Annotated in this window: 17 protein-coding genes; 5 read left to right on the top strand and 12 right to left on the bottom strand. The window is 29.5% G+C overall.

Features of this window, described 5'->3' with window-relative positions:
* Window positions 1-8 precede the first annotated feature (8 nt).
* A complete protein-coding gene (locus tag DB313_RS03090; RefSeq protein WP_120104372.1) occupies window positions 9-1,940 on the bottom strand; it encodes an AMP-binding protein in 1,932 nt (643 codons plus the stop codon).
* A 13-nt stretch (window positions 1,941-1,953) separates the two neighbouring features.
* A complete protein-coding gene (locus DB313_RS03085) occupies window positions 1,954-2,664 on the bottom strand; it encodes a CPBP family intramembrane glutamic endopeptidase (RefSeq protein WP_120104371.1) in 711 nt (236 codons plus the stop codon).
* Window positions 2,665-2,765: 101 nt separating this feature from the next.
* Between DB313_RS03085 and DB313_RS03080 the strand changes: the two genes are divergently transcribed.
* Both DB313_RS03080 and rsmA read left to right on the top strand, forming a co-directional pair.
* Window positions 2,766-4,037, top strand: coding sequence for a ComEC/Rec2 family competence protein (locus tag DB313_RS03080; protein WP_120104370.1), 1,272 nt, complete (start codon window positions 2,766-2,768; stop codon window positions 4,035-4,037).
* Window positions 4,038-4,070: 33 nt separating this feature from the next.
* On the top strand, window positions 4,071-4,907 hold the full coding sequence (gene rsmA / locus DB313_RS03075) for a 16S rRNA (adenine(1518)-N(6)/adenine(1519)-N(6))-dimethyltransferase RsmA (RefSeq protein ID WP_120104673.1): 837 nt from the start codon (window positions 4,071-4,073) through the stop codon (window positions 4,905-4,907).
* Here the strand turns inward: rsmA and pta are convergent.
* On the bottom strand, window positions 4,878-5,924 hold the full coding sequence (gene pta / locus DB313_RS03070; protein ID WP_120104369.1) for a phosphate acetyltransferase: 1,047 nt from the start codon (window positions 5,922-5,924) through the stop codon (window positions 4,878-4,880). The genes rsmA and pta overlap by 30 nt on opposite strands.
* A gap of 47 nt (window positions 5,925-5,971) precedes the next feature.
* On the opposite strand from pta, the gene metG reads away from it, so the two are divergent.
* The gene (gene metG, locus DB313_RS03065) at window positions 5,972-8,218 is read left to right on the top strand and encodes a methionine--tRNA ligase (protein ID WP_274542538.1); all 2,247 of its coding nucleotides are present in this window, start codon (window positions 5,972-5,974) and stop codon (window positions 8,216-8,218) included.
* A gap of 19 nt (window positions 8,219-8,237) precedes the next feature.
* A complete protein-coding gene (locus DB313_RS03060) occupies window positions 8,238-9,287 on the top strand; it encodes a lipid II:glycine glycyltransferase FemX (protein ID WP_120104367.1) in 1,050 nt (349 codons plus the stop codon).
* On the opposite strand, the gene murD is transcribed toward DB313_RS03060, so the two are convergent.
* From murD to DB313_RS03045, 3 genes are all read right to left on the bottom strand, one after another.
* Window positions 9,284-10,639: a UDP-N-acetylmuramoyl-L-alanine--D-glutamate ligase gene (murD, locus tag DB313_RS03055; protein WP_120104672.1), complete on the bottom strand. Its 1,356-nt coding sequence runs from the start codon at window positions 10,637-10,639 to the stop codon at window positions 9,284-9,286. The two genes, DB313_RS03060 and murD, sit on opposite strands and share 4 nt — an antisense overlap.
* Before the next feature lie 24 nt (window positions 10,640-10,663).
* On the bottom strand, window positions 10,664-12,007 hold the full coding sequence (locus tag DB313_RS03050; protein ID WP_120104366.1) for an MATE family efflux transporter: 1,344 nt from the start codon (window positions 12,005-12,007) through the stop codon (window positions 10,664-10,666).
* Between the two features lie 186 nt (window positions 12,008-12,193).
* Entirely contained in the window at window positions 12,194-13,543 is a 1,350-nt protein-coding gene (locus DB313_RS03045; protein ID WP_120104365.1) for an MATE family efflux transporter, read from the bottom strand.
* Between the two features lie 118 nt (window positions 13,544-13,661).
* Here DB313_RS03045 and DB313_RS03040 point away from each other — a divergent pair, with 118 nt between their 5' ends.
* Window positions 13,662-14,456, top strand: coding sequence for a M15 family metallopeptidase (locus DB313_RS03040; protein ID WP_120104364.1), 795 nt, complete (start codon window positions 13,662-13,664; stop codon window positions 14,454-14,456).
* A gap of 4 nt (window positions 14,457-14,460) precedes the next feature.
* Here the strand turns inward: DB313_RS03040 and recG are convergent, their stop codons facing one another.
* From recG to pyrG, 6 genes are all read right to left on the bottom strand, one after another.
* A complete protein-coding gene (gene recG, locus DB313_RS03035) occupies window positions 14,461-16,521 on the bottom strand; it encodes an ATP-dependent DNA helicase RecG (protein WP_120104363.1) in 2,061 nt (686 codons plus the stop codon).
* An 8-nt stretch (window positions 16,522-16,529) separates the two neighbouring features.
* A complete protein-coding gene (locus DB313_RS03030) occupies window positions 16,530-17,108 on the bottom strand; it encodes a YggT family protein (RefSeq protein ID WP_174220846.1) in 579 nt (192 codons plus the stop codon).
* Between the two features lie 5 nt (window positions 17,109-17,113).
* On the bottom strand, window positions 17,114-20,557 hold the full coding sequence (dnaE, locus tag DB313_RS03025; protein WP_120104361.1) for a DNA polymerase III subunit alpha: 3,444 nt from the start codon (window positions 20,555-20,557) through the stop codon (window positions 17,114-17,116).
* A 129-nt stretch (window positions 20,558-20,686) separates the two neighbouring features.
* Window positions 20,687-21,862 carry a methyl-accepting chemotaxis protein gene (locus tag DB313_RS03020; RefSeq protein ID WP_120104360.1) on the bottom strand — a complete coding sequence of 392 codons (1,176 nt, stop codon included), beginning with the start codon at window positions 21,860-21,862 and terminating at the stop codon, window positions 20,687-20,689.
* Window positions 21,863-22,066: 204 nt separating this feature from the next.
* On the bottom strand, window positions 22,067-22,654 hold the full coding sequence (locus DB313_RS03015; RefSeq protein WP_120104359.1) for a hypothetical protein: 588 nt from the start codon (window positions 22,652-22,654) through the stop codon (window positions 22,067-22,069).
* A gap of 124 nt (window positions 22,655-22,778) precedes the next feature.
* A complete protein-coding gene (gene pyrG, locus DB313_RS03010) occupies window positions 22,779-24,377 on the bottom strand; it encodes a glutamine hydrolyzing CTP synthase (protein ID WP_120104358.1) in 1,599 nt (532 codons plus the stop codon).
* Window positions 24,378-24,559: the final 182 nt, after the last annotated feature.

Raw genomic sequence — 24,559 nt, 5'->3', positions numbered from 1 at the left:
ACTCTACATCACACTAATTCAAAATCATCCTTACTAAATATTGACATTATCTTTTTATGATACTTTTCCATTATATAATATCTTTTAAGCTTAAGAGTATTAGTAAGCTCCTCACCAATAACAAAAGAATCTTTTAATAAAATAAAGCCCACTATTCGCTCGAAATTCTTAAAACCAGACTTAGGATTAACTATATCTGAAATACATTTAGAATAAAGTTTGTTAACAACTTCACTAGATAATAAATCATCTCTGGAAGAAAAGATTGTTCCATTAGAATTTGACCACTTTTCAAGTGATTCAAAATTAGGTACAATAATAGCTCCCAAAAATTTCTGATCTTGTCCAACAATCATAACGTTTTCAATAAGTAAAGATTTTGATAAAGCTCTCTCAATGGGTTCAGGCTCAATATTTTCTCCACCCCTTAATACAATCGTATCTTTACTTCTACCAACAATTGAAATCTCATGCTTAATTGTTACACGAACCAAATCACCTGTCTTAAACCATCCTTCCTTCGTTAAAACATCTTTTGTAACTATTTCATTCTTAAAGTAGCCACTCATAACCTGAGGCGATCTTACCCAAAGCTCACCTTTCTCACCAGGTAATAAAGAATTGCCATTACTGTCAACTACTCTATACTCAATATCCGGAAGGAAAGGCCCAACGGTTCTAGCAATAGGACGATTTACGCGCCTCACACTTAAAACAGGTCCTGTTTCCGTAAGACCGTACCCCTCAAGAACTACAATACCTACTGCTTTAAAAAAATAATCTACATATTCTACCAAAGCTCCCCCACCAGATACACCAAATTCAAACCTTTTTCCAAGCGCTTTCCTGATTTTTCTAAAAACCAAAAGATCTCCTAAGAATTTAAAAGGAAATATCAAAATTAATCCTGAAAGAAAAATAAATTTCATAAAAAAGGAAACCAATAAATTTGATTTCCTATAAACAGGAACAAGGTTCAAAAATTTCTCCTTAAGCTTTACATAAAGAATTCCAATCTTCAGGAAAACGCTAAATAAAACTCTCTTTACAAGAGATTCCGACACCTTTTTAATAATACCAATCCTTATTCCTTCCCAAATTCTTGGAACAGAAATAATTGCATGAGGATTTAAAGCTGCAAAATCTTTAAGCAAAATAGGTCCAATAGGCTTTGAATAAGCAATTGACATTCCCTTAAGAGCAACTATATATTCACAAGCCCTCTCAAACGAATGCCAAAGCGGAAGTATAGATATCATTATTTTCCCCGGTTTAAGCAACGGAAGATAATCATAAATCCTATCTACTTGAAAAATAAAAGACTCATGGCGAAGCATAACACCCTTTGGAAATCCAGTTGTTCCTGAAGTGTATATTATAGTAGCCAAATCCTTACCAGACCCTTGCTCAAGCTCAGCATGAAATGCCTTAGGATTATTATTCAAATAATCACTCCCCACACTTAACAATTTCTTATAAGAAGTTACTGTAATAAATCCTAACTTTTCCTCATAAAGCTTATCATCATCGATAACAACAATATGCTTAACAGATCTAAGCTCTTGCTTTTTAGCAAGTACCTTTTGTAGTTGCTTCTCATTCTCAACAAAGACAAAACCAGATTCAGAATGATTAATAATATACAATAATTCATCCTCAGGCGAATCATTGCCCCGTGGAACATCAACACATCCTAAACTCATAACAGCAAGGTCAATAATGATCCATTCTCTTCTAGAATCAGAAATAAGTGCTACTTTTTCGCCTCTCTTAATTCCATAATGAAGAAGTCCAGATGCAATACTCTTAACCTCATTCCAAAAATCAGAATATATCTGCTTCTTAAACTCTTTAGATTCATTCTCCCTATATATAAAAATATCAAGATCACCATAAAGTTTTACAACTTCATTAAAACGTTTAGGTATAGTGTCCAGCATAAATCCTCCTCAACTAACTTAACATAAAGGCCACAATACTAACAGTAGTATTATAAAAACTATGAACCAAACTTACATAGTATACATTTTTATACCTTAAATAAATAAAAGCCAAAATAAAACCAAGAACAAATGTAACAAATGTACCAATAAAGCCATAATAAATATGTCCAGATGCAAAAATGATACTACTAAGAATCGCCGAAATAAACGAGTTAAATCCCATCTGTTTAAGTTTAGTAATAATAAAAGATCTATACAACAATTCCTCAACTGCTCCCGTAAAAAGAGAAGTAATAGCCATCAAATAAAGCGTTTCCTTACTGCCCATATTCCATCTAAAACTACCAATATCTGTCTCAACCCAAGACCTCCATGCATTTGAGAAAAAATACTCAACACATAAGTAAGCAATAAACAACAAAAAAATAATAAAAATAACAAGCTTAATAAAAATTAAAAATGCTTTCCAAATAAAAACTAACCTAAATTTAGGTATATAAAATTCATCTCTAAAATAAGTAGTGCTTGTTAATCTGGCAAAATGTAGGATAAAAAAAATTAAAAAAGTACTATATAACCAATAAACATAATGATTTCCACTAAAATTCCAAAGATCTTCATCAACACTTGTAAAAGGAGATATATGAGTACAAACAATATAAGCTAGAAAAAGTTCTAAAAGAGCATATCTGATAGGGTATTTATTATTTAATAATTTCATAATAAATTATTAAATATATATGTAATATTGTCAAATCTTATCTAATCAACTCAAAAACGATTTGAAATATAAACACAAATAATTTTAAAAAGAGATTTGTAGTGATTTTATTATTTATCATAATTGCATTAAACCTGTTAATACGATATTACTTGAACTTCAATCTCATATATTTGAATTTAACCTTAATGTTAATTTTTTTAATGAAAAAGGATTCTCATCTCTCACTCACATTTATGTTTAGCATAAGCTTCCTATTAATCTTTGAAATTAGTCTAGGCTTTAAAAGGTTTGATAATGATTCGTACAAAATAACAAATATTGTTTATCTTCCAAAATATTCAAAAACCAAGATTGAATCAATAAATGGATTTGGAGAACAGCATAAATTTGTATTTAAAAATATTAAAACTCAATACAAAATCGGAGACATAGTTAACATCAAAAACAACAAAATTCAACTTATTAAAAGACCGATACTCGTAAAGATCAGAGAACAATATGATAATCTATTAAACCCATTTTTCAATGCAATGAATCCCTATTATTCCCATTTTTCAAAAGCAATTCTAACAAACAACAGATCAGAGATAACAAAATATGAGAGTAATTTATTTCAAAAATCAGGATTATTTCACATACTAGCAGTATCTGGGCTACATTTTTATTTAATTTATATTATTTTCTATTATTTACTTTTCTTAATAATAAAAAATGAAATATTAAAATCATTAATTTTAAGTTCAATATTGCTTAATTATTTAATCCTAACAGGATGCTCACCATCTGCTCTAAGAGCGTTTATCATGATAGAAATACTCATGCTCTATAAATTAGTTTATGGAAAAATTCATTTATTAAGTACATTGTCTATTAGTTTCATAATAAATGCCATTATTTTACCACACACACTAAGTTCAACAGGATTTAAACTATCTTATCTTGCAGTATTTGGAATATCAATTTCTCTTTTCCTTAAAGACAGGTATAACTTAAATAAGTTTATATCTTCTATTCTTACAACCTTTTTGATTCAAGTTAGCACAGCTCCTGTTGCTTATGCTAACAATTTCAATCTTCCACCAATATCAATCTTGTCAAACCTAATAGTTACCCCTCTTATGCTATTATTCTTAACAATAAAAACATTAAGCTTAATATTTTATAAATTAAATACATATCTATTTTTATTATTTGACCTAATAAATACATATGTTTTTAAGGCAATAAAAGAAACAGCACTTATTTGTAGCAAATTTCCTACTATTAAAAATCATAACATAGGCATTTTTTTAGTCTTAAGCATTCTAATAATACTTTATATAATCTGTAAATTAGAAATCGGAAAGAGATATGAAGCAAAGAATAAGTAGTCTTAGAATACCTATATGCTATTATTAGTAACTATGGGCATAAATTATAACAGCATAAACAGCATAAAAACGGTACTTGAGAGAAAAAATATAGCTCCAAGAAAAATATGGGGACAAAATTACTTAATTAATGAACACATAAGAGAAAAAATAGTAGATGCACTTGAGATAAAAGAAAATGAACAAATTTGGGAAATAGGTCCGGGACTTGGTGCAATGACAGTTATTTTACTCAAAAAAACAAATTCCCTAACCGCTTTCGAAATTGACCCCAAGTACTCAGAAATTTTGAATGAGGAATTTGAAAAATTTGAAAACTTTAAGTTAATAGAAGGTGATTTCTTAAAGACATATAAAGGAGAAAAAACAACTTGCAACAAAATATTTTCAAATCTACCCTATAACATTGCATCAAAGGTAATATCTACGCTTATTGAAGATAAAATTTTAAATGAAATGGTATTTACAGTGCAAAAAGAACTAGCAGACAGAATGATTGCAAAGAAGGGCAACAAAAACTATTCTTCATTCACAGTTTTAGTTCAATCACACTTTAATGTAATTAAAATCATGGATATTGATAAGAAGAATTTTTATCCAATCCCTAAAGTAAAATCTAGCACTCTTAAGCTTATTCCTCAAAAGCAAGAAATTAAAGAATTTAAAGAATTTAATAAATTAGTTAGAACCGTATTTACAAGCCGCAGAAAAAAACTCAAAAATACAATCATTAATTTTGTTACAAGTGAAAAAATTCTTGAACAAGAATTTTTAAAAAATTTTTTAGATAAAAGACCAGAAGAGATTTCTGTTCAAGAATTTATTGAAATTTCAAACAAATTAACTACTTATCATCAAAGCACTTGCTAATACAATATCATCTACAGAACATCCCCTTGAAAGATCACTCACATACATTTCAAATCCTTGCAAAAAAGGTCCGTAAGCCTTAGCAAAAGCTAATCTTTCAACAAGCTTATACCCAATGTTCCCAGACTCCAAACTAGGAAAAATCAATATATTTGCAGTACCAGCAACTAAAGAATCACCACATTTTTTATCGGCAATATTTTTAATTAAGGCTGCATCAAGTTGGAATTCCCCATCAATAAGCAAGTCTTTACATCTATTTTTAACAATCTCTAAAGCACATTGAACCTTTTCAACTTCCATTGAATAGGCAGAGCCCTTTGTAGAAAAACTTAACAGCGCCACTTTTGGCTCTACATCAAAAATATTCTTAAAAGAATTTGCACTCTGAATTGCAATTTCTGCAAGTTCTACACAATTAGGATTAATCACTACAGCACAATCAGCAAAAAGTAAAATACCCTTATGTCCAAAACAAGTTTTATTCATATTACAGTTATCACCAGTATCCATAAGCATAAAAGAAGATATAAGCTTAGTTTTCTTAAACTTAGGAAGAACGGTTAAAGCACTTCTTAATACCCTACTCGAAGAGGACAAAGACCCGCAAACACAAGTCTTAACGTCACCTAACCTTACCATCATCATAGAAAAAACAATTTCATCCAAAATTTCCACTCTAGCTTTACTCAAAGCTAATCCCTTATTTTGTCTTAATTTAAAATATTCATCTAAATATCTATTTAAACCTTCAAAAGAATTAGGGTCTATTATTCTTATCATTTCTAAAAAATGATCCTCAAATCCTACAAGTTCTTTTAAATTTTTCAAAATCTTATCTCTTTGCCCAATCAGAACTACAAATCCTGCCAATCTCTCCCTTAATATTTCAATCGTTGCCTTTAAAATTCTCACATCACTACTCTCCGGAAAAACTATGCTAGCCTTATTCCCATTTTTTACAACACTTTCTCTTGCTCTACCAAATACATAATCTTTAAAATTAAAAGAACTCATTTTATTCCTCATATCATTTTCAATGAAAACATAACTATTTAGTAAAAATGTATAATATAATAAATTACATTAGCATTAAAATACTACAACAAAAAGGGAAAAACTTAAAAAACATGAAAAGTAAGAATTTAGTTACAGCCGCATTACCGTATGTTAACAACATACCTCACCTTGGTAATTTAGTACAAGTCTTATCAGCAGACGCCTTTGCAAGATATTCAAGAATGATGGGTATTGAAACACTTTATGTCTGTGGCACAGATGAATACGGAACAGCTACAGAAACTAAGGCTTTAATTGAAAAAACTACTCCTGAAAAACTTTGCAATAAATATTATGAAATACACAAATCAATTTATGAATGGTTTAACATACAATTTGACATTTTTGGACGCACAACTAATCAATATCACAAAGAAACTGTACAAAATTTATTCTTAAAACTAGAAGAAAATGGTTATATTACAGAAAAAGAAAGTGAACAATTTTTTTGCGAACATGATTTAATGTTTTTAGCAGATAGATATATAACTGGAGAATGCCCAAATTGCGGAAATAATGCAAAAGGAGATCAATGTGAGCACTGTTCTAAGCTATTAGCTCCTAATGACTTAATAAATCCAAAATGCATGATTTGCCAAAATATACCCATTTTAAAAAAAACTAAGCATTGTTATCTTGATCTACCAAAAATCAAAAATGAACTTGAAGCTTGGATGCAAACAAGTTCACAAAACGGAAATTGGAACACAAATGCTCTTAAAATGACAAATGCCTTTTTAAGAGATGGACTTAAAGAGAGAGCAATCACCCGAGACCTCAAATGGGGCATACCAGTACCTCGAAAGGGATATGAAGATAAAGTATTTTATGTTTGGTTTGATGCACCTATTGGATACATATCAATTACAAAAGAAATTACAAAGAATTGGGAATCTTGGTGGAAAGATAATACAGAAACAAATCTAGTACAATTTATTGGAAAAGATAATATTTTATTCCACACTGTTGTATTTCCCGCTGTAGAGCTTGGAAGCAAAGAAAATTGGACAATGCTCAATAAAATGTCCTCAAGCGAATACTTAAACTATGAAAACCTAAAATTTTCAAAATCTGCAGGAACGGGGATATTTGGCAATGACGCTATTACTACTGGAATACCCGCTGATGTTTGGAGATTTTACATATATTACAATAGACCTGAAAAATCCGACTTTCAATTTATGTGGGATGACCTCTTAGAGAGAACAAACACTGAACTTATTGGCAATTTTTCAAATCTCATTAATCGAGTATTAGCATTTTACAAAAAATTTTTTGGAGACAAAATAGATAAAATAGACATTAAAAAAGTTTTTTGGGAAGAAATAAATTACAAATATGAAAGAATTTTAGATTTTTTCAACAAAACAGAACTCAAAGCAGCACTAAAAGAAATTCTTGAACTTTCAAGCATGGGTAATAAAATATTTCAAGACAGAGAGCCATGGAAAACAAAGGACAGTAACCCCGATGCAACAAAAGAACTCTTGACAAACCTAATATACCTAATAAGAGATTTATCAATCTTAATCTCACCCTTTATACCCCAAACAAGCGATAAAATAAGACAATTTTTTGGAGAAAGTTACGAAATTTCTAATAGATTTCTAGGTACAAATTTGGGCTTGACCACAATTAAGACTACAGAGGTATTATTTACAAAGCTAGAAAAAGAATTAATTGATAGTTTAAAATTAAAATATTCAGGAGGCAAAAACATGCAAGATCAACAAACAGAAAATCCCGCAAAATTATTTAGCGAAAAAGTATTTTTAAAAGTTGTAAAAGTTAAAACAATAGAACGAAATCCAGATGCAGAAAAATTATTCATTTTAAAACTTGATGATGGGTCTCCTGATGGCAAACAAATTGTAAGTAGCCTCGCAGACTACTACAGGGAAGAAGAATTAATTGGAAAACATATAATAATAGTTGACAATTTAAAACCTGCCAAATTTAGAGGAATAAAATCTGAAGGAATGTTAATTTCAACTGAAGATAAGGATAAAAACTTTAAAGTAATCATCATGGAACATTTTAAAGACAATCCTATTCCTGGCGAGCGAATAATACTTGAAAGCGACATTGACAAGGAATTAAGCTACCCATCAAAGGTTAGCATAGATAAATTTATGCAAACTCAAATTGTAGCAGAAAATGGAGAGCTTAAAATAAATGGCATCAACTTAATCTTAGAGAAATCCAGAGAAAAAGTACTATCTAGAGAAATTCCAAATGGAATAGTGTGGTAGGTCTATTCCAGAGCAATAAATGAATGTTAAAAAAATTGAAATAGAAAGTCTAAATGAGAACTATCTTCAAAGTAAATTATGGGCACTTGTAAAAAAAGCGTCAAAAGAAAAAAGTCCATGGAAAGCAATAGCGATAAGCAGTGAAAATTTTAATAAAATTCTTGTGATGCAAAGAAAAATATTTGGAAATTTTTACTTAGGCTACATTGCTCATCCAGAGTTTTCAAATAAAAAAATTGAAGACATTAACCTAGATGAGATTAACTCTCAAATTAAACAATTTAGTGAAGTTATAAAGTCATATTTGCATAAAAACACCATCTTTTTAAGACTTGATTTAATGTACTACAACTCAAGAAGCTTAAAAGAAGACTATATTCCACTAAAGATTAAACTGAAAGGGCTTCAAAAATCATTTGACGACATACAACCCTTAAATACAACAATAATAAACCTAAAAGATTCATTAGATAATATTCAAGCTAAAATGAAAAAGAAAACAAGATATAATATTAAACTTAGTAGTAAGAAAAACCTCAAAATAATCATAGATGATGAATTTAAATATTTTGATGAATTTTACAGACTTCATGAAGAAACAGCCCAAAGAGACAAATTTGCCTTTCATTCAAAAGATTACATAAAAGATTTAATACAAGAATTTAAAAGAGATGAAAATTCAAATATCAAATTAATAATCGCCCTACACAACGAAAAACTCATATCCGGTATAATTGTTGGTATCTATAAAGACAGAGCCACATATCTTTATGGGGCCTCAAGTAGAGAAAATAGACACTTAATGCCCAATTACGCAGTGCAATTTGCTGCAATACAAATACTTAAAAATCACTCAATAAAAGAATACGATCTTTTAGGTATTCCTCCTACTGCTAATGAAAAACATCCTCTATTTGGTCTATTTCAATTTAAAACTGGGTTTGGAGGAGAACTTATCCACAGGATTGGATGCTATGATTTCGTTTACAACAAATTTTTATATAAAATTTATAGAATTCTTGAAATACTAAGATACTTCTACTACAAAGTCATAAAAAAAAGATTTTAAATCATATTATTTACTAATTTCTTAAATTGAAAGCCTCTATCAAACTCATTCTTAAAAAGCTCAAAAGATGCACTAGCCGGTGAAAATAAGACTATATCATTTTGAACAGCAATCTCCCTAGCATAACAAACACATTCCTCTAGTGAAGAAAAGATAAAATAATCAATTTCATTTTCTTCTAAAAACTTAATAATTTTTAAAGTGGCACTTCCCCTTAATAAAATCCAAGTTTTAACCATGTCTAAAACTTCACTAAAAATTAAAAAATCAAGTTCCTTGTCAGTCCCACCAACAATAAGATTAATAAAAACTCCATCTTTCTTTAAACTTTTAACAGAAAGGACTGTAGAATCAGGAATTGTTGATGCCGTATCGTTATAATATTTAACACCATCAATTTCTCTTACAAGTTCCAATCTATGTTCAATTCCATTAAAACCATTAACAACATCGGACATCAATTTCAAATCTAACTTTAAGTAATTTGCAACAAAAATAACCACCATCTTAGATATTAAGAGTACAAGTTTTGTTTCGTTAAGAGTAGTTATCACTTCCTTATTTAGATAAACTTTATCATTCAAAAAATAAAAAATATCATTTTCAAAGTTTAAAGGCACTGTTTCTGAAAATAAAACAACTTCCAAGTTTGTCTTAAACTTATAAAAGTAATCATAATAAGCTCTATCTTGAGATATGAAGATTCCTGACTTCTGATTTATAAAAATTTTTGATTTATCTTCTATGTAATCATCAAACCTTGCATAAAAATTTTGATGATCATGGTAAATATTTGTAATAATACTAATAATAGGATTTAAATTTTCAATATCATGCAGTTGCCAAGAAGAAAGCTCTAAAACAATAGGCGAAATAGAATCAAGCTCGTCTATGAAACTTAAAGGTGATATCCCAATATTGCCTCCAAGTTTAGCCTTTGGATACTTAGTGACTAAAACTTGATGCAAAAGAGATGCCAAAGTTGATTTTCCCTTAGTTCCTGTAATAGCAATTATTGGATTTTTATTAAACATTAAAAATAAACTAATATCCGTCTCAACTCTTTTTGCAAGCTTCAAATATTTATTGTCAAAGCTTACGCTAGGGTTTTTAATAACAATATCTGCATTCTTAAAATCATCTTCATCATGATAACCTAAAACAAATCGTATACTATCTCTAAATTCTCCTAAAGACTTTATGCTAGACGCCAATTCCAATTCACTCTTCAAATCAGTGATTATTAAATTAGCTCCATGTTTTAACAAGAACCTTGAAACAGCCAGCCCCCCTCCATTAAGACCCAAGCCCATAACCAAAAAATTTTTATCTTTTATTTCATCTAAACGCACAGTAAGCCCATTATAACAAAACAATTAACCCGTTTTAACAGATTTAATCCACTTAGTACTATAAAAATAAGGCAAAGAAATACCTAGTTTAATTACATCTTCAAGAGTTGGAATGAAAACAATAATCTCAAATGGAAGTTGAGTGTAATTTGCTAAGAAATATGCAATAGGTAATGTATAAATCAAAGTTACAGCACCCTCCATAATAGCTCCAAAGTTTGGAGCTGCACCTGCACGGAAAAATCCAAATAAATATTGAAACGCAAGGGATGTAAACAAAACCGAAATAGAATAGTATCTTAGCATAACTCCAGTAAGATTTGCATACTCTAGCTCATAAAAAATATACGGGGCAATAAACGACAAAGCTAATAATATGAAAGCGGTAAGAATAGCAAGAACAAGCCCTATTTTACCTAAATATACTGCAACAGCCATTATTTCTCTCTTATCATTATGCATTTCATGTCCCATTACAATATTGACAGAGAAACAAAACGCATTAACTACATTAAATCCCATAAAATAAGTAGAAAAAGTTATGCTATAAGCTGCATACTTAGCAGTATCAATTCTTGCAAAAATAGCAATTAAACCAAAATATCCCAAATACCAAATAAACTCATTTAAGAATATTGGAATAAAAAATTTAATTAATTGAGAAAATATCACAGGATTGATTTTTAAATTTTTAAGCTTAAGATAAAAGTGCGAATTTTTATTAAAAACAGTGTATAAGACATAAAAAATAAGCTCAACACCACGCACCAATGTAGTGGCAATAGCAGCTCCCACTACTCCCATAGAAAATGTAAAAATAAATAAATAATTAAAAACTACATTTAAAATAACTGAAATAACAGAAGTAATAACCTGAATTTTGGTTATCTTAACAACTTTTAATGAATTTGCAATAATTCCCTTAACAACTGCAAATACAAAAGAATAAACAGCAATATCAAGATAATCTATTCCATAAGAGATAGCCCTTGAATCATTAGAAAGTAAACCAAGAAAAAAGTATGGATAAAACAATGAAATAAAAATAAACACAAAGGAAAAAAACAGAAGAATTAATATACTAATAAAAAAAGTATTTTTAAAATCATCAATATCACCCTTAGCATATTGTCTTGTAGCCAATATATTATAAGCCCCCATTACAGCAAAGGCAATAGTAGCAAAGAGTTCGAAAAATTTATTAGCAAGAGATACCCCAGCAACAGGATAGTCTCCAAGATAAGATACCATAATATTATCTGTAAATGAAATAACATTAAATAAAAAGAATTCAATAACTGTTGGGACTGCGATATTTAAAAGGTCTCTATAAACCCTACTCTTCTTAGCTTCGCTTAACGAATACATAACCCCCTCCTCAGTACAAAAACAGCAAGCTTGAGATTTTCAAAAAAACAAAAGTATTCAATTAAAACAAAACCACTATAAAAAGGTAGAAGGAATTCCTTTATTAAATAAAATTAAAATGAATTTAAAATTCATAATACTCATAAAAAGTCCTAATAATACTTAATTATAATATATTTTCATAGACTAAGTCAGCTCTTCATACTGAATCTCCCTTATCCAATTATCTTTAAAAAACTCTATTAAAATAAATATGTTCTTAATAATTTCTTCAAGATTTACAATAAAAACTATTAATGGAAATCTAAATTCTGTAAAAAAAACTAAAAAATAAGCAACCGGTAATGTATAAAAAACTATTACTCCTACTTCAATATAAAAACAAATATTAGGAATTCCACTAGTTCTAAAAACACCAACAAGTACCTGAGATGTAAATCCTTTAAAAACAACAATGCTAGCAAAAACAGAAATAAAGACACCAACAAGTTCAGGAGAATCTAGATTACTAAAAATAACAGGAGCAACTCTAGATATTAAAAGAAGAATCAAGGCTACAAAAAATCCTAAAATAACTCCAATAACCGATAAAAATATTCCAATTGCCCTAACATGCTCCTTATCGTTTACCATCAAATGTCCAACAATAACACCAGTTGCAACTCCCATTCCATGCATTAAAACAAAACATAAATCCAAAATATTAGATGCAACTGCAAAAGATGCATATTCACTACTTCCAAGTCGAGCATAAAAAGCATGTAAAATAGTTATGCTTAAAACCCAACCAATCTCATGTAGTAGAACAGGAATAAGTATCTTTAAATTAGCTACTTTTACACTCTTTGTAACAAAAAAATCATCTAGCTTAAGATGATAATAAGACTTTACATTAAAAAGGTTGTAAAATAAATAAAAGGCAAATTCAATAACTCTAGCAAGCAAAGTAGCATAAGCTGCCCCGCTTATGCCCATACCAAGTACAAAAATAAATATGTAATTAAAAACAATATTAACTAATACAACAACTATAGTTACAATTAAAGGTATTTTTATATCCTTAGAACTCTTAAAGCCCATAGCAGATAGAAAAGAATAAGACATCAAAATATAGGAAAAAGAGATAACTTTTAAATACTCTATTCCAAAATTTAAAGAGTCTTTCTCTTTTATAAAAAGACTAATAATCTCTTTTGAGAAAATAAAGGACATACAAAAAAAAATAATTCCAATAGTTGTGCCAATCGTTAAAGCATAGGCAAATGCTTGCCTTACATGCTCAAACTTTCTCTTAGAAAATGCCTGAGAAGCATATGCACTAAGAGTAGTTCCAAGTCCAAATACAATAATAAAAAAAAGAAAATTGACTCTACTTGCAAGAGAAACTCCCGTCACTTGAGAAGACCCTAAATAAGCAATCATATAATTATCAAAAAATGTTACCAACTGGAACAAGAAAGACTCAAAAGCCGTAGGAATAGCTAATATGAACAGTTCTTTTAGTATAGAATTATAATTATTAAACTTCTTTAGCATATTCCACCTATTTTACCACTTTTATAAATAAAAAAATAATTTGAATTTTAAATTCAAACTCACAAAACATTTATCTTAATAGAATAATTAAAATAAAGTATATTATAATTACATTTGTATGAAGTCATTATATGTTTTTTTATCAATATTCTTAATTCACATCTTAACTTTACAAGCAAATGATATATCAAATCAAGACTTAAAAAGTTTACTTAAAATTATACAAGATATAGATTCATCTCTCCAAAAACGAATTAGAGAAAACCCCATTGCATTTTTAAAAGAGATAAAACCACTCCTTGAAGCAGAAAAGAATGGTCTTTTAATGCAAGTAAATAAAAAAATCCCAATTCCTATGGGATATAAACCACCTGACTTAGTTTATCTAAAAGACTTTAAAGAATTAAAAGACATTGGGAAAAAAAGCTTAAGGCTAAGGAAAATATTAATAGATGACTTAATTAGCTTTATCAAAGAAGCAAGGAAAAATGGGTTTACTATTAAAATAGTATCAGCATACAGAACAGAAGAATATCAAAAATTTTTATTTGAACATAATGTGAAAACCTACGGATTAAAGGTAGCAGAAAAACAATCGGCAATGCCTAATCATTCGCAACATCAATTAGGAACAGCTATAGATTTCATAAAAATAGACGATAACCTACTTGACACAAAAGCCGGCAAGTGGATTTATGAAAACTCATTAAAATACGGCTTTTCTTTATCATATCCAAAGACTTACGAAAAAGAAACCGGATACAAGTCAGAACCTTGGCACTACATGTACATTGGAAAACAAGCATGTATTATTCAAGAAAAATATTTTAATAATTTGCAATATAAATTCCTTAAATTTTGGAACGAACATAAAATAGAAATTTCAAATTTAATTCAAAAATATACAAATTAAGTAATTATTCTTTACCAACAGTTTTTAAATATGAAAACAAAAGCTCATCTAACAATTCAACATCTTTTTTATCATAAAAAGATTTATTTAAAAAAAATAAGTTAAGTTCCTCCCTCATTAAACTTATGATATCTTTATGCTCAGCAAAATCAGCCATTTTAAGTTTTAAATAACCAGTCTGCTCAAGCCCAAATAAATTACCAGGTCCTCTTAATTTAAGATCTTCCTCTGCTATTTTAAACCCATCTATATTCTCTTTTATAGTCTTGAGTCTAAATTTTCCCGCTTTTGTTAGAGGTTCTTTATAAAGTAAAAATAAAAAAGATTTCAAGCTACCTCTACCAACACGCCCCCTAATTTGATGTAAAGTAGAAAGCCCAAAACGCTCAGCATGCTCTATTACCATGCAAGTTGCATTTGGACAATCAATACCAACTTCAATAACGCTCGTTGCAACCAAAATATCTATTTTCCTTGAATAAAAATCATTCATAATTTCTTCTTTAACATGTGATTCTAGCTTGGAATGAATCATTTCAACAGAATATTCAACAAAAATATTTTTAAGTGTTAAACACATACTAGTAGCATCTTTTAAATCAAATTTTTCCGAGGATGATATCAAGGGATATACAAAATAGACTTGATGTCCTTTTGCAAGTTCATTTTTTAAAAAATCATATACCTTTCCTTCATTACCATGCTTGGCTAAATAAGTAGTAACAGGAACTCTACCTGCAGGCCCCCTCTTAATTAAAGACACTTCAAGGTCACCATATAGAGTTAAAGCTAAGCTTCTAGGAATAGGAGTTGCTGACATTAAAAGCACATCTACTTCTTTTCCTTTATTTTTAAGCTCTTCTCTCTGTTCAACACCAAATTTATGTTGTTCATCAATAATCACATAAGCTAATTTTTTAAATGTTGTTCCTTGAGAAAAAATAGCATGAGTCCCAACCACTAAGCTAGCAGTCCCACTTCTAATTTTCTCCAAAATATCTTCCCTTTCTTTTTTTCTCAACCCACCCGTTAAAAGAACTATGGAAACATTAAAATTATTTAATATATTTGCTAAATTATTATAATGCTGTCTTGCTAAAAGATCAGTAGGAACCATAAATGCCACTTGATACCCAGCCTCGATTAAAGGAATGCTTGAAAGAAAAGCAACAAGTGTTTTCCCACTTCCAACATCACCCTGTAGTAATCTACTCATTGGTTTACTGCTCTCAAGGTCACTAATTATCTCATCAATTGAAATCCTTTGATCCCTTGTAAGCTTAAACGGAAGAATTGCAACAATCTGATCAAGCAAATTTCTTGACAACTGTTTCCTTTCTCTCTCAAAAATTGCAGAACTCTTACCTCTTGAAAAAAACTGAAGCAAAAAAATTTCCCTATAAATTAAAGTTTTCTTTGCCTTATCAAGCATTTCCAAAGAACTTGGAAAATGAATCTCATTTAAAGCATCATGAAGTGGTAATAATGAATATTTCTTTATCAAAAAATCAGGAATATCGGAATGTCCAAACTTCACAAAATAAATAAGAGCTTCCTTTACATAAGAAGATATCTTTTTAGAAGTAAGACCTTCACTAAGAGAATAAATTGGCATAATCTTATTAAATCTCTCAGGATTGTAGCTAAAAGATTCACTATCAAAATTAGAACAACTCCACATTTGAGTATAGTCGCTGTAATTAAATTTAGAATAAATATAAAATTTTTGTCCTACCTTAAAAAGGCTTTCTAAAAATCCTCTATTAAACAGAAGGATTTCAAATATTTCATCATTTTCACTTTTAGCAATGAGTCTTAAATTTTTTCTTAAATTACCTCCAAGACTCCTATGTTCTAAAACAGTAAAAATTGTCATAAGTTCGCAGTTTCTAACTTCCAAGGGATCGGGAAAAGTTTGTATATTTTGACGATCTTCATATTTTTTAGGAAAATGTTCTATGAGTTCTTTAATATTTGTAATTTGAAGAGCGGATAACTTATCAATACCCTTCTTACCAAGACCACTTACACCATTCAAGTCATATTGAAAATCATGTAAAAACATCAAAATTCCTAAAAAGGCAAATAAGAGACTAGGATACTAATAGCAAATATAGCTTGTTCAAAAATAATTATAAATGCCATAAGCAATGCACATGCTAACATAAGATTGAAAACATAAGACATATGCTTATCTGTAACTATATTATTTATTTTAACAGATAAGGGAATTAGCAATGAATCAACACTTCTCATGAAATCAGTACCATCAAACAGATGTAAAAGTAAAAAGATTAATCTTAAAAAAAAGAAAAAAATAAGAGCAAAAAAAATGCTTCTAACTATCCCCCAAATTTCAATAATAAACAAAATAATAAATGTAGAAAGTTTATAATCACCATAAGATAACATTCTCTCAATTATTGTAAGAGTAATCAGAGCCGCAATTGGTGAAAAATCATGCATACCAAGCCTGAAAAATCTAACCCTTCTAAAGATAGATAAAAACGGTTCTGTGGCATTATATATAAACCTAAAAAATGCATTAGTATTAATTCCTGAAGATACAAGCCAACTAAGAATAATTCTAATTAAAATTAAAATTCTATAAATGCTCAAAAAGATAATCAAAGTTTCTACTATCAAAATCAATCCTCCTAATCAAACCAAACATCCTCTACTATCTCATGACGCTTCAACTCATTAATCTTGAATTCATCCGGCTTAAAATTTAAGACTGAACCCATTTTGAGCTTCAAATCTTTATCATTATTGCCTAAATAAAGATAAACCTGTGAAAATCCAGTATTATCTTCAAACTTAAAGATTCTATCCTTTAGAGAATAAAGAAGATTAGAATTACTTAATCTTTCATTAAAAAATTTAATATGAAGATTATTAATCTTATTAACAGACAGTTCTTCAATACTTAACACTTTCTCAACAACTATTGAAAATTTATCTCTACCAAAAGTAAGTTTACCTATAACCCCAATTACACTATCTTCAATAAGTAAATGCTTAGATTTTTCATAATTTTCAGTAAAAATCACAATTTCCATTACACCTTTAAAATCTTCAATAACTCCAAAAGCCATTCTAGAATTATTTCTCTTGGTATGTATAATCTTTATTGAATTTAAAGCACCGGCAAATTGAACGATACTATTCTTTTTACTAGCAAGCTCTTCTAATACATTTAAGGTTGCAAAGCTTTCTATTGCTACTTTATATGGGTCAAGAGGATGTCCAGATACATAAAAACCTAAAAGTTCCTTTTCAAATCTTAAAAGCTCAGAATAAGAATATTCCTCAAATAAATCATAATGAAAACTCTCCTCGACAGCATCATGAACTCCAAAAGATCCAAATAAACTATTCTGACCAAGTTTCTTATCGCTCTTATCTTTAGATACAACTTCTATCAATCTATCAAGATTTTCAACAAGTGTTTTCCTGTTTTGGTCAAGACTATCAAAAAGTCCAGACTTTATTCCAGACTCAAGAAATTTCCTATTTATAACTCTATCATCTACTCTTCTAATAAAATCTTCAAAAGATTTATACTTCCCATTCGCTTCTCTCTCAGCAATAACAAGGTCAACTATACTCCCCCCAATATTCTTAATTCCATTAAGCCCGTAAGAGATACTTGACTCCATTACACGAAACTCTCTAAAAGATTGATTTACATCAGGTTTTAAAACATTTATCCCCATTGACTTTGCTTCTTCAATATAATAAGAAAGCTTTTCACTATTATTAATCTCATTTGTTAAGTTGGCGGCCATAAAGTTTTCAGGATAATTAGCCTTAAGATATGCTGTTTGATAAGCTATTAAAGAATATGCAGCTGCATGAGACTTATTGAAACCATACCCCGCAAAAGGTTTTAAAAGTTCAAATATATCACTAGCAAGATCCTCGTCATAACCCTTAAGAAGTGCCCCTTTTAAAAAGTCAACTTTCATTTTATTCATTTCATCTTCTTTCTTCTTTCCCATTGCACGTCTTAAGATATCCGCTTTTCCAAGAGAAAAACCCCCAATAATTCTTGCAACCTCCATTACCTGCTCTTGATATACAATAACCCCATAAGTTGGCCTTAAAACTTCCTTTAAGTCTGGATGAGGATATTTAATTTTTTTAGTTCCTGTCTTAGCCGCAATAAATTGAGGTATAAATTGCATAGGCCCTGGACGATAAAGCGCATTTAAAGCAATTAAATCCTCAATACTATCTGGTTTTGCTTCCCGTAAAACCTGTTGCATACCCTCCGATTCAAATTGAAAAACAGAAGTACTACGCCCTTCAGACAGCATCTTAAAAGTTTTATCATCATTATCAGAAATAGTATCTATTCTAAAATCAGGATTAACAATTCTAATTAAATTTTCTGCATTTTTTATCAAAGTTAATGTTTTAAGACCAAGAAAGTCCATCTTCACAAGTCCACAATCTTCCAACAAGTCCATTGTATACTGCGTAGAAATAGTATTTTGTTTATAGTCCTTGTAAAGTGGTACATACTCCGTTAAAGGTGCTCTAGAAATAACAATACCTGCCGCATGAGTTGAAGCATGTCTATTCATACCCTCAAGCACAAGAGCCGCATCTATCATCTCCTTATATACAGGACCTTTATTAAAATATCCTTTTAAAGTCTCATCTGCCAAGACTTCTTTTAAAGAAACCTTTGGACCATCGGGTATAAGCTTGGTAAGCTCATTGGACTCCGCAAAAGGAATATCTAACACTCTTCCAACATCCTTAAATACAGCCTTAGGCTTTAAGGTTCCAAATGTAATTATCTGAGCAACTCTATCCTCACCATATTTTCTTGTAACATACTTTATGACCTCGTCTCTACGCTCAAAGCAAAAGTCAATGTCAAAATCAGGCATAGATACACGCTCAGGATTTAAGAATCTCTCAAAGAGAAGATTATATTTTAAAGGATCAATATCCGTAATTCTTAAAGCATATGCAACAATTGAACCTGCCCCAGAACCACGGCCAGGACCAACGGGAATATCATTATCATGAGCAAATTTAATAAAATCCCAAACAATTAAAAAATAAGCCTCAAATCCCATCTTAATTATTGTTGATAGTTCATACAAAGCACGCTCTTTAATGCTCTTAGTTATATTGCCATACCTAAATTCTAAGCCCTCAATTGTTAAGTGCTCTAGATATTGACCAAGAGTATTAAATTCACTAGGAACCCTATACTCAGGGAAAATAGGCCCTGGAAATGTTATCTTAAAATCATTACATTTCTCAGCAATTTTGACAGTATTCTCTAAAGCTTCTGGCAAATCTTTAAAAAGTTCACACATTTCTTCTTGAGATTTAAGGTAAAACTCATTGGTCTCCATCCTAAGCCTATTAGAATCGCTTCTCTTAGCATTTGTTCCAATACAGACAATAATATCCTGAGCTGTTGCTTCCTCTTTATTAACATAATGAGAATCATTAGATACAGTTAACGCGACATTAAGTTCCCTAGAAAAAGCAATTAATTTCTCATTAACAATATCTTGTTGCCTAATTCCATGTCGTTGAAGTTCAAGATAAAAATCATCTCCAAAAATACTTTTAAACCAAAGAATTTCATTCTTTGCATCATCAAACCTATTGGCCATAATTAACTGAGGAATAATCCCACCAATACACGCAGACGTACAAATAAGACCTTCAGAATACTTTTCAATATCACTCTTATCTATTCTCGGACGATAATAAAATCCCTCAAGGTAAGAAATGCTTGTAAGTTTTAATAAATTCTTATAGCCCATTTCATTCTTAGCAAGAAGAATTAAATGATAAGAAGGCTTTCCTAAATCATCATTCTTCTTTATGTGCTTTGATGTACTTGACATATAAGCCTCAATACCAATTATAGGTTTTATCCCAACCCTTCTTGCTTCTTTATAAAACCTAATAGCACCAAAAAGATTCCCATGATCTGTTAATGCAATATGGGACATATTATGTTCTTTTGCCTTTGCAACAATATCTGTAATCTTGGCGGCACCGTCTAGCAGAGAATAATCTGAATGAACATGCAAATGAATAAATTTAACTTTTAAATTCATACTTCACTTATTTTATCAAAATAAAATCTGATTTTTAATAGATATATACTCTAACTTAACCAAATGTCAATAGTAAACATTAACTAAATTACTCAAAATGTTAGCATAAAAGCATTAAGAAAATGAAATTTATGCAAAAATATTAATACCTTGGTTCTCTAATTCACATACTTTATTCTTAATATACTCAAGCTTTTTAATAATTTCCTCTGAAATACCCTCAGCTTGAGCTAAAAAATCATTTGCCCTCTTTATATCCGCATCATCAAAATCATCTTTTGTAAATACCTTCAATATATCAATAGCAAGTTTATGTATGCTTAAGTAATAAGAATAAATCTCTTCCCATATCACCTTGATTTCAGTATGCTTTGGTACAAGACCTTTATAAAATAACCCAAACCCATGCTTCATAGGCTCCGTTTGAACAGCCATACACTTTTGATTTTCTACAATTAACCTTAAAATATTAATCCAAGACATCTGTTCGGAAATAATAAATTCCAATTCCTTTAAAAATTCATCATTAGAATACATAAAAGTTTCAGAACAAGATAAAGAATCACAACTTCTTGTTAAATAACAAACACTAGCTTCAATGCTTTCAAGATTATTAATTAACATTGAAAATTCATCTTTCTGTTCAATAAAATGTTTAAATAAACCCTCAAGAGAATCAAGTTCCTCAAGAAAACTTGAAAAAAATTTATCGATATCTAACTGCAAATCCCTAATATTCTTAGAAATTAAATCTTTAGAAACTTCCTCAATTTCCTTAACAGAAATCATATTCATAACACTCTTTGCCTGATCGGAGAGACGCTTAATCTCATCAGCAACAACAGAAAAGCCCTTTCCATACTCTTTCGCTCTAGCTGCTTCAAGTTTAGCATTAAGAGAAATCATATTAGTTGCACCTAAAAAGCTATTGATTGTCTCCAAACTTCCCTGAACACCAACAATAACATCAGTAATTTTTTTCAATTTCTCCTCGTTGTTATTCTCAATGGTATCAAAAATAAAACTCACCTGACTGCGTGCTTCATTAGTCATCTTAATAAGCATCTCAAGTATTTTGTCAAGATTATCAAAATTAGAAAAGAGATTTTTATATAAAAATTCAATACCAAGTACCAAATTGCTAACAGAAGTCTTAGTATGATAAAATCCCTTTACCAACTCTTTAACCGGAGCTTTGTACTCATATACATGTAAATCTTTCTTTTTATCTTCAATATTCTCTAAAGACTCAGATTCTTTAACTAAATTAGTTTTTGTTTTATTAAAAAATGAAAATTTTTGCATAAAAGGAATTTTACCACAAAAAAAATTTTTTCCTAAAAGTGCTAATACAACTTAATTCAATGATTTTTTAAAATACAGAGAACCCACAAGCAATCACTTATACAGTACTCCCAATTAACTTATGAAATCTCATTTCATCTAAAATAGTTGAATCATATGTCTCCAATTTTCCATAAAACTTAATCCTAATTAAGGATAAATATCTTAATTGTTCTTAATTAAAGAATATTTACCCTTTACTTTATTAAACTCAAATAAAACATCTTCATAAGAAAAAAACTGCATAAATACGTTAATAAAATCTTCTAGTTTCGATTTCACTTCTGGTAAATAAAAATCATTATCAAATCTAAAAATATCATCTGATTCTAATGTAATTAATTCTTCATTTTGCTTCAAGAGAACTCTCTTTGGCTGCCAAAAAAGAACATTAACTTTATTACCTTGAAGAAAAAATCTCTCAAGTTCATAATCAAGATCACTCTGATCCGTTTTTGCTTCAATAACACCAATAATAACACATCTCTCATAATCTAATCTCTTAATAAGAACTGCATCCGTCTGTACTACTTTTCCTGAAATATCAAGAGGAAATTGCTCTTCAATTTCATATTTCTTATTAAAAGGAAGATTTGCTATCTTTCTAAAAAGATTAAGAAGTATATACTTTGTACTCATATCTTTATTACTTGGCCTCAAGCAGGGTATTTTCATTCTATATTTAAGCTCATCAAAGAAGTATTTAACTAATCTTTTCATTGCTATTGCCTTCTTAATATCTTCTTCTTTCATATTCCCCCCTAAAAACATATCCTATAGATTATATTATAATCTCTGCAATATATTAAAGAAACAAATAAAATTAATCCTTTATCCTAAAATGCAAGAATTTTATAATAAATTTTAATCACAATCATTAAAGACAAGCTTTGACTAATCCTAAAAAGAGTTTTGACGGGTTCTCTAGTCTTGTAATAAGCTCAGGATGAAATTGACAGGCCACAAAAAATTTATTCTTTGGGATTTCTATTATTTTTACTATTTTAAAATCCTCAGAAAATCCAGAGACAACAAGGCCATTTTTTTTAAACAAATCAAGATAATCATTATTAACTTCATATCTATGTCTAAATCTTTCAACAATTTTATCTTTTCCATAAAGCTTAAAAACCATTGTATCCTTTTCCAAAACCACAGGATAACCTCCAAGTCGCATTGTAGCGCCCTTGTTTTTTAATTCCTTCTGTTCCGGCAATAAGTGAATAACAGAACTACCTGTAAAATTACCCTGAATATTTTCTTCAGTATCAGCATCAAGTATTCCACAAACATTCCGAGCAAATTCAATCACTGCAAGTTGCATGCCAAGACAAATACCAAGAAAAGGAATATTATGTTCTCTTGCATATTTAATTGCAAGAATTTTACCCTCATACCCTCTACCACCAAATCCACCAGGAATCACAAGACCATCTACCCTTTTTAAAACTTCTTCATCAAAATTGGTACTATCAATTATAGTTGTCTTAATCAAAATATCTAAATTAGCAGATACATGAGTTAAAGACTCAAATATTGATGCATAAGAATCACTAAGTTCGGCATATTTACCACAAATAGCAATATTTATTATCCTCTTAGGAGATATAAGATTTCCCTTTATTACACCTACCAATCTATCAAGCTCTTCTATTTTGGGTTTAATATTGATTTTCAACTTTAAACCTAAAATTTCATGTAATCCCTGTTTATAAAAAGATATAGGAATTTCATAAATAGTTGCAACATCTATATTATCAATAATAGAGGTAGCATCAACATTACAAAACATCGCTATTTTTTGTCTTATTTGTTTTGTCAAAAGCTGAGAACTTCTTGCAATAATTAAATCTGGAAAAATTCCAGCTTTATTTAGAGTCTTGACACTCTGTTGAGTAGGTTTAGATTTTTGCTCATTGATTCCTACAGGACTTGGTACATAAGTTAAATGAATAAAAGCAATATTATCACTCCCAAGCTCATATCTTATTTGTCTCATAGCCTCAATAAACAAAATATTTTCCATATCTCCTACAGTACCACCTATTTCAATCACTAAAAGTTCACTACACTCCTCTTTAGCAATTTTAAAAATTGTCTCCTTTATCTCATCAGTAACATGAGGGATAAGCTGTACAGTTCGTCCCAAATATTTGCCATGTCTCTCATTATCAATAATATTTTTATATATTCTCCCCATAGTAATGTTCCAACTAGACTTAGCATTTAAATTCAAAAATCTCTCATAATGACCAAAATCCATGTCAACTTCTCCACCATCATCAAGAACAAAAACTTCCCCATGCTCAACAGGATTAATAGTGCCAGGATCTGTATTTAAATACCCATCACATTTAATTGGCGTTATCTTTAAATTATCCTTAAATAACCTTGCAATACTTGCCGATGTAACTCCTTTCCCTATCCCAGAGATTACGCCTCCTGTTACTACTAAAATCTTTAGATTATTTTTCATTAACACCCCCTAAAAACAAAATACAATACTAAATTTTCATAAAATACTTCAATACTCTACATTTTTATATGATATATATAATGACTAAAGATTATATATCTTCAAGAATTACATTCTTTATTTTAATAGAATCAAGGAATATGGTTTACACACTTTAAGTGTAGCAAAAATTGTCTTAAATA

It is taken from the genome of Borrelia turcica IST7, assembly GCF_003606285.1.
In the GTDB taxonomy this organism is placed as follows: Bacteria; Spirochaetota; Spirochaetia; order Borreliales; family Borreliaceae; genus Borrelia; species Borrelia turcica.
The sequence above is the reverse complement of the archived record's forward strand: the minus strand, read 5'-3'. Positions and strand labels throughout refer to the sequence as shown.

Excerpts from the sequence above, each read along its gene's own strand:
- pta (WP_120104369.1), bottom strand. The coding sequence starts at position 5,924 with ATGAGTTCTTTTAATTTTAAAGATTATGTATTTGGTAGAGCAAGAGAA.
- metG (WP_274542538.1), top strand. The coding sequence starts at position 5,972 with ATGTATAATATAATAAATTACATTAGCATTAAAATACTACAACAAAAA.
- dnaE (WP_120104361.1), bottom strand. The coding sequence starts at position 20,557 with ATGAATTTAAAAGTTAAATTTATTCATTTGCATGTTCATTCAGATTAT.
- DB313_RS03015 (WP_120104359.1), bottom strand. The coding sequence starts at position 22,654 with ATGAAAGAAGAAGATATTAAGAAGGCAATAGCAATGAAAAGATTAGTT.
- pyrG (WP_120104358.1), bottom strand. The coding sequence starts at position 24,377 with ATGAAAAATAATCTAAAGATTTTAGTAGTAACAGGAGGCGTAATCTCT.
- DB313_RS03020 (WP_120104360.1), bottom strand. The coding sequence starts at position 21,862 with ATGCAAAAATTTTCATTTTTTAATAAAACAAAAACTAATTTAGTTAAA.
- DB313_RS03050 (WP_120104366.1), bottom strand. The coding sequence starts at position 12,007 with ATGTATTCGTTAAGCGAAGCTAAGAAGAGTAGGGTTTATAGAGACCTT.
- DB313_RS03040 (WP_120104364.1), top strand. The coding sequence starts at position 13,662 with ATGAAGTCATTATATGTTTTTTTATCAATATTCTTAATTCACATCTTA.
- rsmA (WP_120104673.1), top strand. The coding sequence starts at position 4,071 with ATGGGCATAAATTATAACAGCATAAACAGCATAAAAACGGTACTTGAG.
- DB313_RS03085 (WP_120104371.1), bottom strand. The coding sequence starts at position 2,664 with ATGAAATTATTAAATAATAAATACCCTATCAGATATGCTCTTTTAGAA.
- DB313_RS03090 (WP_120104372.1), bottom strand. The coding sequence starts at position 1,940 with ATGCTGGACACTATACCTAAACGTTTTAATGAAGTTGTAAAACTTTAT.
- DB313_RS03045 (WP_120104365.1), bottom strand. The coding sequence starts at position 13,543 with ATGCTAAAGAAGTTTAATAATTATAATTCTATACTAAAAGAACTGTTC.
- DB313_RS03060 (WP_120104367.1), top strand. The coding sequence starts at position 8,238 with ATGAATGTTAAAAAAATTGAAATAGAAAGTCTAAATGAGAACTATCTT.
- recG (WP_120104363.1), bottom strand. The coding sequence starts at position 16,521 with ATGTTTTTACATGATTTTCAATATGACTTGAATGGTGTAAGTGGTCTT.